General features: G+C 58.4%; 16 protein-coding genes and 1 pseudogene. 8 read left to right on the top strand and 9 right to left on the bottom strand.

Features of this window, described 5'->3' with window-relative positions; translation table 11 throughout:
* Positions 1 to 59: 59 nt before the first annotated feature.
* Both PPUTUW4_RS11115 and PPUTUW4_RS11110 read right to left on the bottom strand, forming a co-directional pair.
* The gene (locus PPUTUW4_RS11115; RefSeq protein WP_015094731.1) at positions 60 to 314 is read right to left on the bottom strand and encodes a DUF1652 domain-containing protein; all 255 of its coding nucleotides are present in this window, start codon (positions 312 to 314) and stop codon (positions 60 to 62) included.
* Positions 315 to 493: 179 nt separating this feature from the next.
* Positions 494 to 6439 (bottom strand): peroxidase family protein, encoded by a 5946-nt coding sequence (locus tag PPUTUW4_RS11110; RefSeq protein ID WP_015094730.1) that lies wholly within the window; start codon positions 6437 to 6439, stop codon positions 494 to 496.
* 77 nt (positions 6440 to 6516) lie between these two features.
* On the opposite strand from PPUTUW4_RS11110, the gene PPUTUW4_RS11105 reads away from it, so the two are divergent.
* Entirely contained in the window at positions 6517 to 8004 is a 1488-nt protein-coding gene (locus PPUTUW4_RS11105) for an ATP-binding protein (protein ID WP_015094729.1), read from the top strand.
* Here the strand turns inward: PPUTUW4_RS11105 and PPUTUW4_RS11100 are convergent.
* Complete coding sequence (locus tag PPUTUW4_RS11100) at positions 8001 to 8705, bottom strand: response regulator transcription factor (protein ID WP_015094728.1); 705 nt, start codon at positions 8703 to 8705, stop codon at positions 8001 to 8003. The two genes, PPUTUW4_RS11105 and PPUTUW4_RS11100, sit on opposite strands and share 4 nt — an antisense overlap.
* Positions 8706 to 9978: 1273 nt before the next feature.
* On the opposite strand from PPUTUW4_RS11100, the gene PPUTUW4_RS11095 reads away from it, so the two are divergent.
* Positions 9979 to 10632, top strand: coding sequence for a hypothetical protein (locus PPUTUW4_RS11095; RefSeq protein WP_015094727.1), 654 nt, complete (start codon positions 9979 to 9981; stop codon positions 10630 to 10632).
* Between the two features lie 90 nt (positions 10633 to 10722).
* Positions 10723 to 10929, top strand: a complete 207-nt coding sequence (locus PPUTUW4_RS11090) for a co-regulatory protein PtrA N-terminal domain-containing protein (protein WP_015094726.1) — start codon at positions 10723 to 10725, stop codon at positions 10927 to 10929.
* 421 nt (positions 10930 to 11350) lie between these two features.
* Here the strand turns inward: PPUTUW4_RS11090 and PPUTUW4_RS30490 are convergent, their stop codons facing one another.
* The 6 genes from PPUTUW4_RS30490 to PPUTUW4_RS11055 form a co-directional block, all read right to left on the bottom strand.
* Positions 11351 to 11950: a hypothetical protein gene (locus PPUTUW4_RS30490; protein ID WP_049810797.1), complete on the bottom strand. Its 600-nt coding sequence runs from the start codon at positions 11948 to 11950 to the stop codon at positions 11351 to 11353.
* Between the two features lie 401 nt (positions 11951 to 12351).
* A complete protein-coding gene (locus PPUTUW4_RS11075) occupies positions 12352 to 13101 on the bottom strand; it encodes a hypothetical protein (protein ID WP_015094725.1) in 750 nt (249 codons plus the stop codon).
* Positions 13102 to 13203: 102 nt separating this feature from the next.
* Complete coding sequence (locus PPUTUW4_RS11070) at positions 13204 to 14853, bottom strand: DUF5666 domain-containing protein (protein ID WP_015094724.1); 1650 nt, start codon at positions 14851 to 14853, stop codon at positions 13204 to 13206.
* Positions 14850 to 15692 (bottom strand): DUF6502 family protein, encoded by an 843-nt coding sequence (locus PPUTUW4_RS11065; RefSeq protein ID WP_015094723.1) that lies wholly within the window; start codon positions 15690 to 15692, stop codon positions 14850 to 14852. The genes PPUTUW4_RS11070 and PPUTUW4_RS11065 overlap by 4 nt, the downstream gene beginning before the upstream one ends.
* 281 nt (positions 15693 to 15973) lie before the next feature.
* A complete protein-coding gene (locus tag PPUTUW4_RS11060; protein WP_015094722.1) occupies positions 15974 to 16405 on the bottom strand; it encodes a glycine zipper domain-containing protein in 432 nt (143 codons plus the stop codon).
* Positions 16406 to 16648: 243 nt separating this feature from the next.
* The gene (locus tag PPUTUW4_RS11055; RefSeq protein ID WP_015094721.1) at positions 16649 to 17239 is read right to left on the bottom strand and encodes an ABATE domain-containing protein; all 591 of its coding nucleotides are present in this window, start codon (positions 17237 to 17239) and stop codon (positions 16649 to 16651) included.
* Between the two features lie 129 nt (positions 17240 to 17368).
* Between PPUTUW4_RS11055 and PPUTUW4_RS11050 the strand changes: the two genes are divergently transcribed.
* The 5 genes and pseudogenes from PPUTUW4_RS11050 (at position 17369) to PPUTUW4_RS11035 (ending at position 21386) form a co-directional block, all read left to right on the top strand.
* Positions 17369 to 18250, top strand: coding sequence for an alpha/beta hydrolase (locus tag PPUTUW4_RS11050; RefSeq protein ID WP_015094720.1), 882 nt, complete (start codon positions 17369 to 17371; stop codon positions 18248 to 18250).
* Positions 18251 to 18265: 15 nt separating this feature from the next.
* Positions 18266 to 18349: pseudogene (locus PPUTUW4_RS29145) on the top strand (aldolase); the annotation flags it as partial.
* An 82-nt stretch (positions 18350 to 18431) separates the two neighbouring features.
* On the top strand, positions 18432 to 19235 hold the full coding sequence (gene otnI / locus PPUTUW4_RS11045) for a 2-oxo-tetronate isomerase (RefSeq protein WP_015094719.1): 804 nt from the start codon (positions 18432 to 18434) through the stop codon (positions 19233 to 19235).
* Between the two features lie 52 nt (positions 19236 to 19287).
* Positions 19288 to 19743, top strand: a complete 456-nt coding sequence (locus PPUTUW4_RS11040; RefSeq protein WP_015094718.1) for a VOC family protein — start codon at positions 19288 to 19290, stop codon at positions 19741 to 19743.
* Between the two features lie 206 nt (positions 19744 to 19949).
* Positions 19950 to 21386 carry an FAD/NAD(P)-binding protein gene (locus tag PPUTUW4_RS11035; protein ID WP_015094717.1) on the top strand — a complete coding sequence of 479 codons (1437 nt, stop codon included), beginning with the start codon at positions 19950 to 19952 and terminating at the stop codon, positions 21384 to 21386.
* The last annotated feature ends 187 nt before the right edge of the window (positions 21387 to 21573 follow it).

The raw sequence follows: 21573 nt of genomic DNA, 5'->3' as shown, positions 1-21573 counted from the left end.
AAAACCGGCCTCCCACTAGTGGCAATGGCTCTCCTTCACCCAAGGCGAAATAGCCTTCGCTATATCGTTAACACCACAGTGCCCATTGCATGGTGTTCTGCCATTTCAGAGCGAAGCTCACCAATCAGATTGGCAATGGCACGGCTGGAGTTCAGTTCGCTGGTCATGGCCGCAGTGGCCAGCAGATCAATCCGCCCGGATATCGAATCGAACACTTTGATCATCAGTGATCCATCCGGGTTGACAGTACAGGTACACGAAAGGGGTTGAAATTCATGTTCAATGATATGACGAAACTCAGGCGTAGAAATCATGACTCACGTCCATAGGGTCGGGGATCTGGATGGCTACCGATCTTCGATTGGGGAACGAAAACCGGCTTCAATCGTATTGATGGCATCTGACATGTGCTGGGTGCGATGGTCTGAACGCGCACCTTCATCATAAAAAACGGCGCCCCTTTCAACGGAGGGCGCCGTTTCGGTTTAAAGCCTTACACCACGCCGACAAAATCATTCGCGGTGAGGGCCACATGACCGACCAGGTCAATTTGGAAGTCGGCGCCATTACCGTTGTTCACGTTGCCCTCCACATAAGTGTGATCGACCCCGCCGACATTGACGAAGTGGTACTTCAATTGCGCCTGGTCGTTGAACTCGTTGCCCACTCCGTTCCAGGCGCCGAGGAAGTTGAAGTCCTGATTACCGCCTGCACCGGCACCGGACGTCCGAGCATCGATCTGGGTCAGATCGATATGATCGGTGCCCTGTACAAAGTCGGTGATCATGTCACGGCTCGCATTCGAGGTGCCCGAATCGTTGATCGAACTGAACTTGAAGATGTCTGACCCGGCGCCACCGGTCAGCGTATCGCGGTTGCCATTACCGGTCAGCGTATCGTCACCGCCACCGCCGCTCAGGGTGTCGATACCACCCTGCCCGGTCAGCGCGTTGTTGCCGTTATCACCGGTCAGGCTGTTGGTGCCACTGCCGCCGACGACACTCTCGATGCTGATCAACGTGTCATTGCCCGTCTGAGTGCTACTGGCCAGGCCGGTGGACAGGTTGACCGTTGCATTGGCCGATGTCCCCGAAAGGTCATAGACATCGGTGTCGCCACCGCCATCGTAGGTGTCATTGCCATCATTGACCGACGCGACAACGGTGTCATTGCCAAGACCACCAGACACGTTGTCCAGGCCCTGCCCACCCACTACACGGTCATCACCGCTGCCACCGTCAATCCAGTCATCGCCGCCCTGACCTTGCAGCAGGTTACTGGCCGCATCGCCTTGAATGTGATCGCTACCCGAACCGCCGGTGACGTTCTCGATGCCCGTCAGCAGATCACTACCGGTCTGTGCACTGCTGGATATACCCGCTACCAGATCAACCGTCGCCGCCGCCGAAGTGGAGGACAAATCGTAGGTGTCGACTCCCGAGCCACCGTCATAGCGGTCGTTGCCGTCGTTCAGCGATGCCAGCAAAGTATCGTTGCCGGCATCGCCGAAGATCACGTCATTGCCCGCCTGGCCACTGAGCTGGTTATTGCTGCCATTGCCGTGGATGACATTGTCCAGAGCGTTACCGGTACCGTTGATGTTGCTGGAACCCACCAGAGTCAGGTTCTCGACGTTCGCGCCCAGGGTGTAGCTCACAGAAGACATCACCGTATCGGTGCCCTCGGCAAAATTCTCCTGCACCACATCGCCATTGGCATCGACCATGTAGATATCGTTGCCAGCATTACCTCGCATCGTGTCGTTGCCGCTACCACCATCCAGCAAGTCGGAACCCAGGCCACCGTTGAGGACATCGTTGCCCGAATAGCCCATCAGGATGTCCTGATAATTGGTGCCATTGAGCGTGTTACTGAAGAAGTTGCTGCCTTCAATGAAGCGCCCGACTGCCTCTGACGGGGCCGACGTCAGTTGCTCCACTGTCCCGCTGTTGTCCGTATAAGTTGTAACCACACGCAGTTGCTGGCCGAACTGTGCCGAGGTGGGCGCAAAGGTCGAAGCATTCGCTCCGGCGATGCTCAGCCAGGTCGCACCCACCAGTGCTTGCCATTGATAGGAGAAACCGCTTGGCCCAGGCAAACCGTCTGCGTCCTGGATAGCCGAAGTGTTGGCCGTCAGCCGATATTGGGTCGGCACCGGGCGACTTGGGGTAGACGGTGCGGTGGCAAAGCCAGACAGCACCACATTACCGGTCGGCAGTTGGTTAGTGAGACTCAGGTTGATCGTACGGTCGGCGAAACGCAGTTTTTCCACCCCCATCACGATGTCGGTGCCGTCGACGTTAGCCGCGCCAAGTCGCAGGTCCATCACTTTGAATGCCGTGATCAGTTCTCCCCCCTGCCGGGTATCGGTGAACCTGGTGATGCTGTAGTCGGCAAAATTGCCGCTGAACAGTGCCGCATCTGCTGCGCCGTCAGCCGTACCGGAAGCTGCGTGGTTGTCACCCAGTATGAAATCCGGCCGGGTCGCTTGCAGGCCAGTAAAGTGTTGAGCAAAGCCCTGGCTGGCGAGCAAGTGGTTCAAATCGGCGAGATGGATCGAATCACCGACGATCACATCATTGCCACCGTTCCCCTGGGAGACGTCATCGCCACTGCCTCCAATCAGCCAGTTCTCTGTGGCATTGCCGATCAGGCCTGCCAGAGGGCTGGACGGGGTCGCCACATTCGGACGGCTGTCACTGAAGCGTGAGCCGATCAGTCCTTCTATGTCCGTCAGTAAGGCGTTGAACGGCTGGAACAACACTGCAGTGCCTGGTGCAGCCACGATGTTTTGGTTATTGAGGTCTGCCGCTGCGTCCAAGGAGATGTTCACATCGCTGAAAGCAGCAATATCGAAACCCACGTCGCCCAAGGCCTCATCACCGTCCCCTTGACCCGGTGCACCACCCAGGCCTGGCAACAGAATGTCGTCACCGACACCGCCGAACTCCTGATCGCCGGTGGAGCCACCGGAAATGATGTCATCACCGTCTTCACCGAACAGAATGTCCGGGCCGTCGCCACCGTAGATCTCATCGTTACCGTCACCGCCATGCACCAGATCAGTGTCGCCGCCTGCATCGATGTAGTCATTGCCGGCGCCGCCGTACAACTCGTCGATACCCGCTTCACCGTAGAGGTGATCGTTACCGTTACCGCCAATCACCACATCCAGGGCACCGGCGCTGGTCCCGGCATAGATAATGTCGTCCCCTTCCCCGCCATCGAGGAAATCTTCGATATCACCGCCGTAGATCACATCGTTGCCGTCACCACCGTAGATATGGTCGGCACCGGCCTTGCCATCAAGGATGTCATCACCACCTTCGCCGTAGATCGTATCGTCACCGTCACCAGCGTCGAGCCAATCGTTGTAGTCGGTGCCAGACAACACTTCGTGGGAGTTGTACCCCACTGCCGCGGTGCCATCAGGGTTCTCGCCCTGATCCGGACGGTAGTCACGGATATAGGATTGAGCGATATGCGTTTCCGGGTTGGTCAGGCTGACCAGTAACCCGTTACCGCCAATTCCGCCCGCGCCACCGGTCGAGTAAACACCCACGTGGTTTGCCGCAATCAGCGTGCCGTACTTGTGCTCGCTTTTGTACGCAGTGGCACTGGCACCGGAGTCGGTATTGTTCAGTTCGATGTAGCTGTCGGCATAACCGAACACGTCGCCGGCCAGGTGGCGGGCGTCGGTGGTGCGCTCGATGATGTCCTTGAATTGTTCGGTCACCACCTGCTCGTTGAGGTTGGTCATCGCTGGCAAGCCCAGATCCAGTCGGAAAAGGTAATAGAAGCGGTCACCGTCCATCAACCGCTCCATCTGGTCCTCGAAGATGGCATTGAAGGTGGTGCCCAATTGCCCGGTGTAGACATGTTTTTCCGCCAGGCCACCGATCCACAGGTCGATCGCGTTGTACCCGTCATAGCCGGCCACATGATTGCCATTGGCATCGGCGGCGCCGGAAAGAAAATACGCCGCCTCTTCGGCCGTGACGCTCCCGCCCACGTAGTTGACCGTGACACCTGATACATCGGCATCAATGATCGCCTGGGCATGGGCCTTGTCTCCGTCAAAAGAATACGCAGCGATGAAATTGACCAGGGATTCGGGGTGGATCATGTTGTTGGCGAAGTCACTCCAACTGGTATAGGGCGTCAAGGCGTCCACGATCAGGTTGGTGTGGTGCTGAGCTCCTGCCGGTGACTCCCGCTCGGCAATCAGCGCATCGTGAATCTGCTGACGCGCCTGGTTCAGTGTGGGCAGTCCCAGGTCACGGCCACGGGCCAGGTTGATGGTCGCCAGGTCCAGCGGCTGACCGAGCAGGCCCTGTTGCAAGGCCGGGGTGACGAATTCGTCGATTTCATTGCTGATCTGCCGGGTCATGCCCAAGGCAATGGCCGTCGGCCCAACCTCGGCAAAACCGCCGGGATTGAGGAATGCCTGCTCCAGCGCATAGTGGGTGATCGCGCCGGTCAGGTCATAACCACCACTGGCATTTTTCTCAAGGGCATCGATGGTTTCGCGCAGTTGCGAGTGACCGAAACGGAATGCTGCCTGGCCGTATTCGAGCGAAATATTGGCGTTGATGCCCGAGTCATAAGTCACGAACTCTGGTAAATCCGGAGTGATCAGCCGGGCGTACTGATCAATCGCAACGTGCTGGTATTCCATTTCCACGGTCAGTTTGGCGGCGTAGAACAGCTTGTCCTGGTCCCAGGACACCGTCAGGCCATCAGCCAGGGTGAAGTTGCCGCTGGCATCGGAATAAAAACCACCACTGCCATCGCTGACCTGAACCTGCCAGTTGTGCCGCACGTTGACGTCAGTCTGCGCCAGCACCTCATTTTGCAGGTTAATCAACTGCACGTTGTGGTCTTCGTGGAAGACATGGTGGATCGCAGTCAGGCCAAAGTTTTCGTTCACCCTGCCGTCACCGGCAATGTAGTGGTCGCCCACCGATTGCAGCAGCAGTTCGTTGGCCACCGCGTAATCGGCACTGCCCGCAGCGGCACTGATGGAGAAGTCGGCAAAATTGACAAAACTGAACAGGTTTTTCGGTCCGGAATTATCGTAGTTGATGACCATCCCGAAGGGGTTGTTCGCGTCGAAGGTAATACTGGTGATATGCGCATCCAGAGACATCAGTTTCGCTTGGTCGATATGCAAATCATCGAAGTGCGGGTTCATGTCCAGCAGGATCGCCTCGCGGGTATACACCGCTTGCACGCCAGGCGTGCCGGGGTCGGCATCCAGCACATGGCCATTGGCATCGCGCACACGAAAGTTGGCAATGTCATCCCAGGTCAGATCGTCACGGCCGGTCGCCAGCACATGGGCACGCAACTCGCTCAGGGTGGGCATAGTCTGGTGGGTCAACACGCCATTGAGGGTCCAGGCCGCGTCGTCACTCAAGGTGGTGCCATCGAACAGCGCTGCGCCAGCAATGAACTGCCCTGGATGATTTGGATCCGCCACCCACTGACGCAGCAATTGCGTCACCGCGTCATTGGAGCCATAAGTCTGGTTCTGGTCGATATAGGGCGAGTCGAGGTTGACGTATTGCGCCTGTCCCTGCCCGTCCACTTCGCTGACGGAGGCCCGGTGTACCTTGATCGAGTACACAGGCTGCCCATCCGGGCCGATCGTGCCGTATAGCGGGTCGTCCGGCGCAAGGGGAATAGTGATCGTTGCGTTTTGGTTGGGCTTGTTGATGAAGTCCAGTCCATGGTCAAAAAACTGCCCGAACAGTGTGAACCAGCCAGTAGTCGACGGGTCACCGCTGACAGTATTCTGGTTTCGGATGTAGTACTGGCCGGAGTCCGGCGACGTGGTATCGACTTCGCCAATGGTGCTCAGGATCCCCGGATCCGTAACGATCGCAACGCCAGTGGCTGTGTGCTGTATGTGCCCGCTGGCATCGGTGGCAAACGTCACTGCGCCACTGACGATGGTCTGGCTGATCATCCGTGGCGTGTAGTCCACCAGTGAAGCTGTCGGATCGCTATACAGTGAACTACTGTCAATCATGGGCGTAGCGCCCACAGGGACACCCGCCCCCGTCAATGCCGAATTGCTCAGGTTCTGTTGGACGTAGTGCGTGTAGTCCGAATGGGTCAGGCGTATGAAGTTTTGGCCGAAACTGCCCCAGGCCTGCCCATCCAGGGTCATGTTATTGAAGTGCCCCGAGACGTTGCGCAAGCCGATCGGGTCGCGGGCACCGTTGTACCAGATGGCTTCACCAAGAGGCGCGTCAAGCGGATTGAAACTTCCCAGCACGCCGAGCACATGGACACTACCATCCGAGCCCTGATAGCCGTAGAGCGGATCACCGGCGGTGTTGTAACCGACGACATGAATGGTCGGAAAGGAAACCTGCTGGTCAAGAAACGAAATATCGTTTTGATTGAGGGTGAAGCGCTTTAGCTCATACATGATGGCAATCTCCGAATGACCTTTGAGTTGCAGGGTTTACCAACCGACTTGTCACCTATGTTCAGGGAATCAAGGCCATGGCAAAAGATGCAAAGGTCGAATCAAAAAACGAGACTTTTATCGCAGACGAGCCTGAAACTTTGGTCGGACCTGCCTCTGTTTCCAATGTCGATGGCAAGGGAAATTGGCGCACCCGGATAGCGTCCCAGACGCGCAAGCTGAGTCGCTCGACCCAGTTTGTCATTGCCGCCGCACTGATCCTTGGACTGACCATGTTCTTCGTCGGCAAACTGGTGAGCACACGAATAGAAAGCGCCGCGGTACAGAGCGCGGCAGAAGCGGGCGCCCACTACATGGAAGCTTTTCTGGAGCCCTATGTGCAGGAGATGGGGCGGGACAACAGCCTCTCGGCTGAAAGTATCCAGTCCCTGGACCGCCTGATGGAAAGTCGTTCGCTAAATCAGCACATTGTCTCGATCAAGATCTGGCGAGCGGATGGCACGGTGCTCTACAGCACGAACAAAGCCATCACCAACCGCAAATTCCCGACAGACGAGATAAGCGAGGCGCTCAAGGGAAATGTGGTCACCGACCTTGAAGAACTGGACCAGGATGAAAACGTGTTCGAGCGCAAGCTCAACCTGCCGCTCTATGAGATCTACGCGCCGCTGCGGGACTTCGACTCCAGGAAAGTCATCGCGGTAGGCGAGTTTTATGAAAGGGCCGACAGTCTCAAGCGCGAGATCAATCGGGTCCGACAGCAGGTATGGATAGTTGTCGGCACTGCGACACTGGCCATGCTGACGCTGCTTTTCTTCATCGTGCGACGCGGCGACAAGATTATCCAGCAACAACAAGTGGCACTGCGCGTACGGCTGAAGGAGCAAACCCGCCTGCGCATCGGCATTGCCGCGCTCCAGCGCAAGATGGCGACGGCTACCCAAGAGTTTTCCCGGGTAAACGAACTCACCTTGCGGCGCATTGGTGCAGACTTGCACGATGGGCCGGCGCAGTTATTGACTCTGATCCTGATCCGACTCGACGATCTGGTGGAAAACTGCTCGGCTGTCGATCAAGAGTCGCTGGAAACCATTCGTGGTGCCGCCACCGACGCCTTGCGTGAAGTCCGCGATCTATCACGGGGCCTGGCGCTTCCGGAAATCAACGATTTGAGTCTGGTGGAAGAGTTGCAACTGGTGGCGCAACGGCACGAGCAGCGCACAGGCACCAGGGTCACATTAACCCTGGGGTCGCTACCGGAGGCCGCGCCGCTGCCGCTCAAACTCTGCTTGTACCGTTTTGTGCAAGAAGCCCTCAACAACGCTTACCGGCATGCCAACGGCGAGGGTCAGGTCATCCAGGCTCAATACGTTGATGACGTATTGGACATCAGTGTCCGGGACAGTGGTCCGGGCATGGCGGCGGACGCCATGCTGCTCGAGAAATCCGGTAGAACCCGATTGGGGCTTGCCGGTTTGCGTTATCGCATTGAAGCGCTGGGCGGGTTGTTCAGCATCGACTCCAGCACCTCGGGTACATCGGTCAATGCACAGTTCAAACTCTAGTAGTCAGGAGCCGCTCCGGGCATCCCTTGTGTTGTCCCTGCGCTGATGTGAAGTCGCCCGACAACTTCGCGCTCCCGGTAATGCCGCAAGGCCGTGACCGCTTCGACACGATTTCGAGCGTGCAGCTTCTGCATCACGCAAGTCATGTGGTGCTTGACGGTTTTTTCGCTGATCAACAGCTTTGACGCAACTTCCTTATTGGTCAGTCCCTTTGAAACTTCACGAATGACCTGCTCCTCGCGATGGGTCAGATCAATCTTGTGAATCTCCGCTGCGCGCTTCTTGAAGTTACTCAGCAGCTTATTGGCAAACTCGGGGGTGATATACGTCTCACCCTTGGCAACCGACCTGATCGCAAAGACCAGTTCCGGTCCGCTGACACCTTTCAAAACATACCCGCGCGCGCCGGCCTCCAGTGCCGAATAGGCGTGATCTTCGGATTCTGAAACCGTCAGCATCAGCACCTTCACATCCGGTAGTTCAGTGGAAATGAACCGTACCGCGGCGAAAACATCGCCCGGCATATTGACGTCCATCAGCATCACGTCCGGGAGCGCCCTCTGGGCAATATCCCTGGCATCCTGCGCATTGACGCCCTGCTCCACGACCTGAAGATCCGCCCGTTTTCTCAACGTATTGGCAACGCCCTCACGCAACAACGGATGATCGTCGGCAATGCCGATGCGAATGACTGGATTCATGAGACGCTCCCGAAAGGATAAGCACTCGAACATTGATTGATTAATAGCAGGTTACCGGGGATGACGCGGGTCACCGGTCGTAAGTCCAAGTCTCCGGGCGTTCGGAAATAAGACTTAAGTCGCACGAAATCCGTTCGTCAAAAAGCAATCGCCTTCACATCAAGCTGAAGTTTTTGACGTTAACCTATTGTTTTATATTAGCTATAAAATCGTCAAAAACAAGGCACCCTCATGAAGCCCCGATCCATCATTTTTCCGACCAACAGTCGCTCTCCTGCTTATATACAAAAACCTCACTGTCCCTCCCGCTGGATAGACAAAACCTGCGACGCTTCAGGTTTATCGAAGCGCTCGCGCAGGCGACCTTGTTCAGGTCAGGCATCGCTCAAGGCGCGGTAACGGGTTCGTTCGCGGGTTGTAATCGTCACAGGCCGCGTTGGGAATTTCCGTCAGTCGCGACAGGCAACAATCGGTCAACAGTTGCCGGTGGCATTGCCACCGACTGGCGCGCGCACGCTTGATTCGCGCACGGCCTTCTACTATGGCTACACGTCACGGCGGCCGCCCCTTTGAGTCGTTCTTCACGAAAGAGTGGCGCCCGAGCGAGGTCGAACTGGTTCGGTGAGACAAGAACAGGGCTGTCAGTAGCACCTCCCAGGCGGTGCTGCTGACAGCCCTGTTAATGCCGACGCAATCAACTGTCCGGAATGTGCTTTTTCGAGGGAAAAAAGGGCAGTGCATTGCCCTGGTTTTTCACCCCGACCAGGGCTTTTTTGATGGCTGATTGGCTTATAACCCCCGATTTTTACCCTGGAATATGCAAAAAAAGACGAAAAAATCGACGGAACTTTTATCCGCCCCCCGCCCCTCCGAAAGCCAGTCATGGTGCTGGCTGCGCCCTCTCGTGATAGCAATATGCGACCAGTTTCGGCACTGCCGTTGGTCAGCAAAATTGATCAAAAAATGAACGGTGACGGCTTTTTTCGTTCAGAATACGCAACAGATGACACGGACACCGATGCTCATCTGACCCCAAGAAGCGGAAGTTAAACCTCATATAGACGCCCAGTGCGAATGAGGTTTTTTGTTACCTGAAAATGGAACTAACCGAATGATCCAAAGTTCATTCGCTAACTCGCTTTTTTCTTCGCAGCACAATGCCGCAAGATTAAATAATAGAAATTGCTGGATCCTGACTGCAGTCAGCAACGGAAAAACCCAACTAAGCCGTGCTGAAGTCATGTTGATCCACTAAGAGTACAAAGAGGTAATCATGGATCTTGGTATACTGACTTCGCCAGCCGCGGAATATGTTCGCTTGGGCGTTGTATATTTCCATCTTATCGCCTGCTGCGTTGCAATCGGGCTTGTGTTGACCAGTGACATTGCCATGGTCAAGCAACTCCTGAAGGGGGATGTGTCGGGTCACCATGATGACGCGCATCTGGAAAGCCTTCAAAAAACCGTAGGACTTGCACTTGTTGCTCTTTGGATTACGGGCATTGGTATTATCGGAATAGATTATGCCGGCAAGGGGATGGAATATTTCCTCAATCCAAAGTTGCAAGCCAAAATCGGCATCGTTGTATTGTTGACCTTTAACGGTTTCCTGTTGCATAGCGCTGTATTGCCGGCGCTGAAAAAAGCCGGTTCGATACTCAAACTCTCCTTCAACTTGCGCATGCTGGCGCTGTTCTCCGGCGCGCTCTCTGGTGTGTCGTGGTTCTATGCCGCCATGCTCGGTGTCGGTCGTCCGCTGGCCTGGAAATACTCGCTGGTCGAGTTGCTGGCAGCCTATCCGGTTCTGATCGTCGGTGGCTTTGCAATGATGGTGCTGCTCACTGCCTGGGCGAAAAACAAAGACGCTGAAGGCCGTATGGAGCAACGCACCTGGGGAACCGGAAACGCCGCCCTGGCTGGCTGGTGAAGCCAGGTTGAACAAGCCCGTTCAGCCTTTGCCAATGAATTCCGTTTTTAACTATTTACCCATCTCACTTTCTCACTTGAGGATATCCAAATGAAATCCATGAAAGCTCTCTTCGTAATTGCCGCTCTCACCGCTTCTTCTCTGGCGATGGCCACCGGTGGTGGTGACAAGACGTTCAATCGCATGGAGTCGGCCCGCAAGGTCTCGATGGAAGCCTTCCAGGTTGCGCAGAAGCAGAAGGCTGAAGCCGCTGTAGCTCAAAGCAAGGCCAAGGCAACCAATCGCACCAACGGCTGATCCGTGTAGCGCGACCGCGCAACACGATGGCAAAAAAAAAGTCGCAAACCCTGCAGGGTTTGCGACTTTTTTTTCGATACGCCCTTCAAATTCCCTGGACGTTTTCTACGGGTATGCCTGCCGTTGTGTAGCGTGCAGGCCTAGTTCCGTGCCTCAACCACGTCGACATCCGGCGCGTCTGGGGCATCGGGAGCATCCGGGGCGTCTGGAGCGTCCGGGGCATCCGCCACATCCTCTCTGGCTGCCCTCTTATCGGCCTTGGCCGCCTCTCTGGCCGCGTTCGCATCAGCTTTTGCGGCGTTCCTGGCAGCATCTGCAGCAGCCCTGGATGCATCTCTGGCTGCATCTGCGTCTGCCTTGGCAGCGTCCCTGGCGGCATCTGCAGCGGCCCTGGCAGCATCTCTGGTTGCATCTGCACCCGCTACACCTGCAGCTTTTGCAGCGTCACGGGCAGCATCCGCCGCAGCTCTGGCGGCATCTCGGGTTGCATCTGCATCAGCTTTCGCAGCATCCCGGGCTGCGTCTGCATCAGCTTTGGCAGCGTCTCTGGCTGCGTCTGCGGCATTGTTGTCAGCCCTATTAGCCTTGTCGGCTCTATCGGCTCTATCGGCCTTATCGGCCTTATCGGCCTTATCAGCCTTATCAGCCTTATCGGCCTTATCGCCACGGGCATTGCCTGGGCCTGCGTTTCCGGCAACACCACCATGGTCAGCATCGCCGCGCCCCTTGCCGCCATGTCCTGCAGCACCATCACCGCCACCATCGCCATGGCCGCTGCCAGCGTTACCACCTCCGCCACTACCACCGTGACCACCGCCTCCGGAACCTCCACTGCCGGAGCCACTGCCACCACCGCTACCACCGTGGCCGCCTCCGCCGTCACCACCATGACCGCCGCCTCCGGAGCCTCCGGAGCCAGAGCCTCCGCCGCCGCCGTGACCGCCACCGCCACCGCCACCGCCTCCGCTGCCGCCACCACCGCTGCCGCCGCCACCACCACCGCTGCCGCCATCTTTGGCATAAGCGCTGGAGAAGCTACCGATGTAATCGGGCACCAGCACAGTCGATGCAGACAGAACTGCGCCAATTGCCAGAGCCAACAAACATTTTTTGAGAAGCATGATGCACCTCCGCTTGGAGTTGCGTAGTCATGTCCGTATCGAACGCAATGTCCAGTGAGTTCCCGGCCGCCCATTGGAGCGGCCAGCCAACCGGCACGGTCATTAATTTGCAGCAATAACAAGCAACTGCGGTTTCCGAACGATCCTTCAGAGCCAGTCGGCATCCGTGCGTGGGAAATATTCCCACACTTTTAGATTAGGCCTGTCAGCCCGTGTGTCAACCACCGACCATCAGAACCGAAGCAGGCGAAGGCCTGGGTTGAGACGACGAAACCCATCGGGGCCGGGAAACTGGCGGGTATCAGTAGGTGTGGGTGAACACCAGCCCAGCCTCGCCATCCGGACTGGCGTCGGAAAACCCCTTGACGGCATATAACTGAAACTTCCAGTTCTGATTGAGCTTGTGCGTGAGGAAGAGGGTGAGTTCCTTGATCTGGTCGCCCGTGGAGACGACCTTCTGCCGCCAGTCGTAAGACACCCCCGCCGTGGTGCGCGCGAACACGGGCATGGCGAAACCGAGGCCGGCGAATATCGGGTTGTCGAAATCGGAGCCCGACGGATCGCCGAATTTTTTCCAGCCCAGCGTGGCGAACCCGGTCACCCGGCCGAAGGCTTTGGCGACGTCGACCTGGGCGGAATAGTCGGTTTTTCCGGTGCCCAGGCACTTGTCTTCGTCGGCTGTGGGCAACTTGACCTTGCCGATCAGGTCCACGAACAGCCCGCCAATACTGCCGTCAAGCAAGGCATAGTCGGCACCGGCGACAGTGTCGCCCAAACCGCTTTCCACTTTGTCGCAACCGCCGGGCAACGGCTCGCCGTCAGGGCCAACCGAAGGATTGGTGATGCGCAGCCAGGGCACAGTGAGCTTGTAGGTCATGGGGCCGGTTTCGTATTTGCCCACCAGCGGGACGTACCAGGTTTCGGAAGTAGTGCCGGTGCCATAATCGCCCCGGGAGTAGTCGGTTCCGATCGAGGTCGAGAAGGTATCGGCCAGGGCCGGCAAGGCCAGGCTGGCCAGCCAACCGACGAGCAGTATGCGCTTGGGGTCCATGTTCACCTCGTGTCTTGCGTCATCGAAGTTCACACGCAGGCTTTGTTGCGTGACTTACACAGCCTAGTGACTTATGGCGCAAGTGCATCATGCCTTCACTGTTTAACCCGACTTGCCAGAGCGGTCGACTTTTTCAACGGTCTCGACTTTTTCGACCTTTTCGACTTTTTCTGGCCGATCAACCTTGTCTACTTTCTCAACCCTTTCTGGCCGATCGACTTTCTCGACTTTCTCGACTTTCTCGACTTTCTCCGGACGTTCGACTTTTTCGACTTTCTCTACCCTCTCTACCTTCTCTACCTTCTCTACCCTCTCCACTCTCTCGACTTTGCCGGATTGCTCGACCTTCTCGACACGCTCCGACTTGCCGGACTTGTCCACGTCCACGCGTTCGATCCTGTCGCCACCGCCATGACTTTCATTGCCCCCGTGGCGAGTATCGTCGACGACGCTGCCACCGCTCTCGGAACGGCCGCTCCTGTCACTGCCCGAGTTCCCCGAATCCCGCGAGTTGCCGGAGCTGTTGGAGCCGCTCGAATCGCCGGCGCTGTTGAAATCCTCCGAACTGCCCGAATTGCCCGAGCCGCTTGAGTTGTCCGTGTTTTGCTCGCTGTTTCGAATCCGCCCGTGCTGGTTGCCGGCTGGCGAATCGGAGCGCTCGCGGGGCAATTCGATACGCGTGGCCTGCACCTCCCGTGTGCCGCTGAACACGCCGGTGACCCGCACGCGCCGATCCAGCGTCAGCTGCGAAGACTGCACACCGACAAACACGGTGTCGCGCGCCATCGTCACATTAAAGCCGCCCACCACCAGGCGACTGTCCTGCCGGCCCTGTACCAGGCCCTCGATCACCGCATTGTGTGCACGGCCAATGAAAGGCAGGCTCGGGTCGGGGCGACTTTGGCTCACCTCCAGCTCGCGGCCCGACCACTGGCCGCGCACCAGCATTTCCTGCGCCGGTCCCGGATGGTTGCCGAGTTTGAGGCCCTGCAGATAACCGCTGCGATCGATCGGGCCGATGGCACTGGCCTCCTTGAGGCCGGGCGCGCGGTCGATGCGGCTGGCCACCACTTCACCCCGGGCATCGCGCAGCCCGCTGACCCGAACAGGATCACCTGCACGCAGACCGGGAGCGACTTGAGCACCGTTGGCCAGGCGTACCGGTTGGCCCATGACCCGCATGGGCATGGAGTCTCTGGGCAGGGCTGTCAAAGGGCCTTCGTAGGCATGCAGGATAGCAATGCGCCCGGCCTCCAGACCGCGCCGGGAATTGAACGCTTGCACGGCAACCACCTGGCCAACTGCCAGACGGGTGCTGGTGGCGGCAATGCCGTTCTCGCTGACAGGGACGTTTTTGTTGAAGTGCACTTCCATGCCATTGACGCAGATCGAGGCGAACCCGGTGATGGTGCCGACAATGCCGGTGCCACCGATCCCGCCGTTGTCGTCGCTGATGCCCGTGCCACCCACGCCGCCGGCGACGGCACCGGTGCCGCCAATGCCGCCGGGGCGCTTGTTCAGCGGTGCGCCGGTACCGCCCACCCCGCCGTTGTCAGTGCTGATGCCAGTACCGCCCATGCCGCCAGGCGCCGCGCCCGTACCGCCGGTGCCACCCGGCGCCTGGATGAGCGGCACTTCACTGCTGCCCGCGTCATTCTGGCTGACACAGGCCGGCGCGGCTTGCAACACAATCGCAAACCCGAGGCCCAGAGCGAGGGCGGCGGCTCGAATCAGGCGCAAATGGATGGTCATGGCTTGGGAGCCGTCGGTGAGTTGGGATCGCAAGCTTCAGTGTAGAAGTACAGGCCGACCGTGATGCGCTGGCGCGGTTCGAGGCTGGGCAGGTCGCGAAATTCCAGCTCGGCGGCGAGTCGGTTGAAGCTCAACAGGGCCTGCATTCCCTCGCTGGCAACGGCCTCGCGCAGCGCCTCGACGCTCATCGGGGCCAGTGCGTCATAGTGGACGCTGCGTTCAAAAAAGGCCGGGGCTTCGCCGCTCAAGTTGTGTACCGCAGCGCAGGCATGATCGTGCAGGTTATGCCCCAGGTAAGCCGCTTTCTCATCGAAGCCCTTTTGCGGCACGAAGGCCTGGGCTTCCAGGTGCACACGTTCTTGCTCGTCAAGGCGCACGACGCCCAGGCGCAACCACTCGTCCAGCACCACCCGCGCCCGGATGTCCGTGCTGACCTTCGCCACCAGAGCATCAAAGGAGCGGTCGCCGCCGACACTGGCCAAACGAGGCAGCGGCAATGGCTGGCCGGCGTCGTTGCAGAAGGGTGCACTGGTCCAGGCGTTGACCAGTTGCGCACCGAAGGTGATGTTTTCCGGAAGCGTGGAAGTGGCAGGGTCGCCGCTGTTACGCAAACGCCGTACGTCCTTGCGGTGCACGCCAGTGAGCAGGCTGATACGGCTGTCGGTCGGTGCCTTGTCGTCCAGACGGAACTCACGGTCCGCCACATCGACGAAAACCTCCTTGAGCAGGTCGGCGAAAACCAGGTACGTGACGCCTTTGCGCAGCATCAGGCGTACCAGCGGCCGCATGACATGGCGCAGGGCTTTGAGGAGCGAGGTGGGCAAGGTAGACGATTGCATTCAGCGCATTCCTGGACAGTTAACCCCAGTATAGCTGCGTGGGAAATAATCCCATGAATGAAGGCAGTATCTTTTGCGTGCTCCCTTGCAGAACCGGTTCCCCGGGTTTTGCATGGGGCATCAGGCCGCTTCAGGTCCGACTGTCGTCGTCGCCGCCGACGTGGACACCATGATCGTCCCCCGCTTCTGCATGGATACCCACTGCGACCTGTGGCGGGGGAGCAAGCTCCCTCACCACAGGTTCAGGGTCTCGGCTTAGTCTCGGCTCTCGGCATCCGCGATCAGTCGTGATGTTTGTGTTTATGTTTATTCTTGTGTTTATTCTTTTGCTTGTAGCCGGAATCGTGGTGGTCGTCGTCATCGGCCATATTGTTGCCGATCGCCCCCCCTGCTGCGCCGCCCAGACCCGCGCCGATCAGGCCACCGGTGGAACCACCGACACTGTTGCCGATGACCTGACCACCCGCTGCACCGAGACCTCCGCCAATAGCCGACTCGGTCTTCTTGCCACTCTTGGCGGTTATTGCGCCCCCGGCCGCGCCACCGACGCCGGCTCCGATTGCAGCACCAGTGCTACCGCCCATAGCCTGACCGACCACGCTGCCAAGGGCGCCGCCGACACCGCCACCGATAGCCGTATTGGTGGTTTCGCCAGCGAGGGAGTACTGCGATACAAGAAGGCTTAATGCCACGACAGTGAATGACTTACGCATCAGACAGACCTTTAGGAATACACAAAAGACGGAAGTCTGTTGGTACGAAACAGTCCGGTCAACAGATATTCGGCCGGGCATGGGATTGGATCAGCCAATCGGTGGGTAGCAGAACCGCCTATCGATCAACTCCCCTGTCCCGGGGCTCAAGCGGCGCCATCAGGATCACTCGAAATCCTGATGTCAAAGGACTCGACTCCGGAAACCAATCAGCCCCGCCAATACCGCGCAGCGTTATGCCCTTCAGTCCGCGACACCCTGGCGTCGCTTGCGGAATTCGGCGACCTTATGCCGGTTTCCGCACAGCGCCATGCTGCACCAGCGTCGTTTGTGGGATTTGGTGCGGTCGTAAAACATCAATGAACATTCGGCGCTTTCGCATTTGCGTACCAGGCTGAAATCGCCTTCGGCCAGCAACTCCGCGGCGGCGTAAGCGAGCCTGCCCAGACGCTGGTGGCCGGCATCGCCCTGGTGCAAGCGATCCAGCACCGGCGCGCCCGCCTCCTCCCACACCAGTTGCGGCACGACCCGCAGCAGAAAGGCATTGAGCACTGCCGGATCCGCCACGCGATTCTCTCGACGGGCAGCGAGCAGGCCCTCGATGCAGTCACGCAGCTTGCGCAATCGGGCAAGCAACTGCCCGTCACCCTCCGCCACTTCCGACGCCAGACCGAAACCGATCTGCTCCAGCCAGCGCGCCGCGTCGGCATCGCTGTTGAGCAGGTCACGCCGCTGGCCTTCGACCACCATTCGGGTGTTCAGCAGATCCAGCGCCGGATGGTCGGCCAGCACCAGCGGTACGGGCAAGCCAGGCGTGGTGACGGCGTCAGTCATGGAGATCTCCCGGGAATCGATGCACGGATTGTAACCCATAAAAAAGATTTGACCAGTTACAAAGTCCGTGCAAAATGAAAATAGGTAACCCGTATAAATAACTTTAAACAGTTACACTGGAGATCCGTCATGACCACGCTCCCGCACACCACCGTTGTCTGCAAATTCGTCGAAGCCGACGGCATTCGGGTTTTCTACCGCGAGGCCGGTGCTGCCGACGCTCCCGTACTCTTGCTGTTGCACGGCTTTCCCAGCTCGTCGCACCAATTCCGGGACCTGATCCCGCGGCTCGCCGACAAGTACCGCCTGATTGCGCCGGATCTGCCCGGTTTCGGTTTCACCGAGGTGCCCGCCGAACGCCACTACGTCTACACCTTCGATGCCATCGGCGAGACGATCCGCCAGTTCGTCGATGTGCTGGGCCTCAAGCGTTACGGGATGTACTTCTTCGACTATGGGGCGCCGGTCGGCCTGCGCCTGGCGCTGGCGTACCCGGAGCGGGTCAGCGCGATCGTTTCGCAGAACGGCAATGCCTATCTCGAAGGTCTGGGGGATGCCTGGGCGCCGATCCGCCGGTATTGGGACGAGCCGTCACCCGCCAACCGCCAGGTGATCAACGATGCCATCCTGCACCTGGAAGGCACGCGCTGGCAGTATGTGGAAGGCGTGAGCAACCCCGATCTCATTGCACCCGAGGGTTATCATCTGGACGCGCTATTGCTGGAACGACCCGGCAACAAGGACATTCAGCTCGACCTGTTTTATGACTATCAGAACAACCTGAAGCTGTACCCGGCGTTCCAGCAATTCTTGCGCGATGCCCAGGTGCCGACGCTGGCGATCTGGGGCAAGGGCGACCCGTTTTTCATTCCGCCAGGTGCCGAGGCCTACAAACGTGACAACCCCAATGCGGTGGTCGAGATGCTCGATACCGGCCACTTCGCGCTGGAGACCCACGCCGTGCAGATTGCTCAACGGATAGTCGACGTGGTGGGCAGCCATCTCGACTGAGAGGTGCAGGGACGAGGCGTGGTCCACACCCACTCGAGCCACCGGCTGGCATTGACGCTGGCCGGTGTCTGGCACGAGGATGACATCCTGCCGCCGCTGCCCCAGGCGCTGGATGAATTGCACGAAGCCTTTGGTGTGCAGTGGTAACCCACAGATTGATTTTTTGACCGCAGGAGTCTTCATGCCTCGTTTCGCTGCCAACCTCAGCATGCTCTACCCCGAACATGACTTTCTCGACCGTTTCGCCGCCGCCGCAGCCGATGGTTTTCAGGCAGTGGAGTACATGTCCCCCTACGACTACAGCCCACAGCAATTGAAACAGCGGCTCGACGACAATGGCCTGGTCCAGGCCCTGTTCAACGCACCGCCTGGCAATATCGCGGCTGGCGAAAAAGGCACCGTGTCCTTGCCGGGCCGTGAGTCGGAGTTCCGCGCCGGTTTCGACCAGGCCCTGGAATACGCCGCAGTACTGGGCAACGACCGCATCCATGTCATGGCCGGGCTGCTGGCCAATGAAGCGGATCGCGCCAGGCACCAGCAAACCTACCTGGAAAACCTCAACCACGCAGCGACACAAGCCGCCAAGGCTGGCATCACCGTATTGCTGGAGCCGATCAACACCCGCGACATGCCGGGATTTTTCCTCAACCACCAACATCAGGCCCAGGCCATCTGCAAAGCGGTCGGCCAGGCCAACCTCAAAGTCCAGTTCGACGTCTACCATTGCCAGATCGTCGAGGGCGACGTGGCGACGAAGCTGCGACGGGATATCGCCGGCATCGGCCATATCCAGATCGCGGGCGTGCCGGATCGCCACGAACCGGACATGAACAACGAGCTGAACTATCCCTACCTGTTCGAGCTGATCGATCAACTGGGGTATACCGGTTGGGTGGGTTGCGAATACCGCCCGCGCGGCGACACCTCCAAGGGCTTGCAATGGCTGCGCGATTGGCAGGGTCGGTCAAGCCAAGGCCAGGCATAGACGGCTTTTCATTCATGGGTCACCAGGACGCCGGGGCAGCAGGAGGCATGCAATGGAACTGAAGTTCAGTCACATCGATGTACTGGTCAAGAATCTCGACGAAGCCTGTGCCTACTACGCACAGATACTGAAAGCCAGGATATCCAAGACGCTCGTCTGGGAACGAGGTGGCCTGCACGTGCGCTACGCGATTGCGCTGATCGGCCAAGAGCGTTTCATGCTGGTACAGCCGCTGGCCGGGAACCTGAGGGAGCTACTGGACGCCTCGGGTGAAGGGATGATTTATCGCCACTGCTATTCGACGCCGGACATCGAGAAGGCCTATGACGAACTGATGGTGGCCGGTGTTCAGCCAGAAGATGAAAACGGCAAGCCATTGGCCCGCGCGAACCTGCAATCCCCGTCCGGGCCACGCATTATCTGGTTGCCCAAGCGCTTCGGGCACTTCTCGATCGAAATCCTGGAAGACAAGGTGCTAGAGGCATTTGTAGAGGCTGCATTTGCCTGAGTGATGCGGTGATGAACGTCTGCTTGCGGCCGTGGGTTCTTCCAATACGCCCCTTTGACCCGTAGGCAGATTAAGTGTCATGGGCTCTAGAGAATCTTTAAATCTGTTGGCTATGTAGACAAGGAACAACTGTTCTTTTACGACGAGCGAAAAGAACTAGCCTGATTCGTTGGAGGAATATTTTCAACCTTCATTAGGGCGTTCCAATGAACACAACCACCCTGGAGACGGACTATCTGGTGATCGGCGCGGGGGCTACAGCCATGGCCTTTGTCGATACATTGCTCGATCAATCGGATGCGAGTGTGCTGATGGTGGATCGACACGCTCAACCGGGTGGGCACTGGAACGATGCCTACTCGTTCGTCCGCCTGCACCAGCCGTCTGCCTTCTATGGTGTCAACTCCTGCGAGTTGGGGTCCGGGCAAAAGGACGAATCCGAATGGGGCGGTGGCTTATATGAATTGGCCTCAGGCAGCGAAGTTGTCAGTTACTTCGATCAGCTCATGCAGCATCGATTCTTGCCATCAGGTCGGGTGCAATATTTTCCGATGCACAACTACGAAGGTGATCGCAGCGATAGTCATTGCATCACCTCCTTGCTTACCGGCGAAAGCAAGGCTGTCCGGGTACGAAGGAAGCTGGTGGATGCGACTATGGCACAGACAGCCGTTCCTTCGACCCATCCACCGCATTACCGGGTCGAGCCCGGTATACGGTGCATACCGCTCAACGACTTGCCAAAGGTCGGACAGCCTTGCTCGCGTTACGTGGTGGTGGGGGGAGGAAAGACCGGCATCGATGCCTGCCTGTGGCTGCTGCAAAATGGCGTGGCACCTGGCAGGATTCAATGGATCGTTCCAAACGCCCCCTGGCTGTTGGATCGCGCCAACTTTCAACCCGGCCAGGAGAATGTTGTACGAACGATCGGCAGTCTCGCGAACCAGTTCGAAGCGATAGGTGCTGCAGATTCGATCCCGGACCTCTTCCTCAGACTCGAAAGTGCCGGCGAACTGTTGCGCATCGATCAAGCCGTCGAACCCACCGCCTTCCGCGCTGCGACCATTTCACAGGGGGAATTGCGTGCGCTACGGCGCATAAACAACGTAGTGCGCCTGGGGAGAGTCTGCGCGATTGGGGCCAGCCGAATATCCCTTGAGAAGGGCAGCATCGCTGCAGATCCCGACGCCCTTTACATCGACTGCAGCGCCAGCGCTGTCCCGATTATTCCTGAGGGAAGCGTGAAAACGTTTGATGGCAATCGTATCAACCTGGTGACAGTCAGCAGTTATCAGATCCTGTTCAGTGCCGCAGTCATCGCCTACGTGGAAAGCCACCTCGACGATCAGATGCAGATGAACAAACTATGCGGGTTTGTCCCATTGCCACGCTCACCGGTGGACTGGGTCAGGATGTGGGCCGCTTATCTCGGCAATCAGCGGCAATGGAAGCACCATGAGGGGTTGTCCAACTGGCTTGCGCAGTGCCATTTGCACCTTTTGCCAACCGTGTTGAGAAGCCTGCAGGAGGGGGATCCTGAAAAGCTTGCAGTGTTGAACCGATTTACTGAAGCCCGAAAAAAAGCCCTGGAAAACATGCCCAGGCTCTTGCAGGCCGTAGCAGGTTTAGCGCGGGAGTCCTGAGCGACTGAATGGGGTCGGACAGCGACTGAACACCCTGAGTGACCCAGCCCCCGCGTTTGACATGGCCTATGTTCGCTAGCGAACAGACTTCGCCGCGTTGAATCCTCCACACTCGTCGGTGGAATGCAGCGCCCGGCGGCGCAATGCCCCGCACACCTGGCCTGGCGTAGAACCGCCTTCATTCCAC

The sequence above is a fragment of the Pseudomonas sp. UW4 genome, from assembly GCF_000316175.1.
Lineage (GTDB): Bacteria > Pseudomonadota > Gammaproteobacteria > Pseudomonadales > Pseudomonadaceae > Aquipseudomonas > Aquipseudomonas laurylsulfatiphila.
The sequence above is the reverse complement of the archived record's forward strand: the minus strand, read 5'-3'. Positions and strand labels throughout refer to the sequence as shown.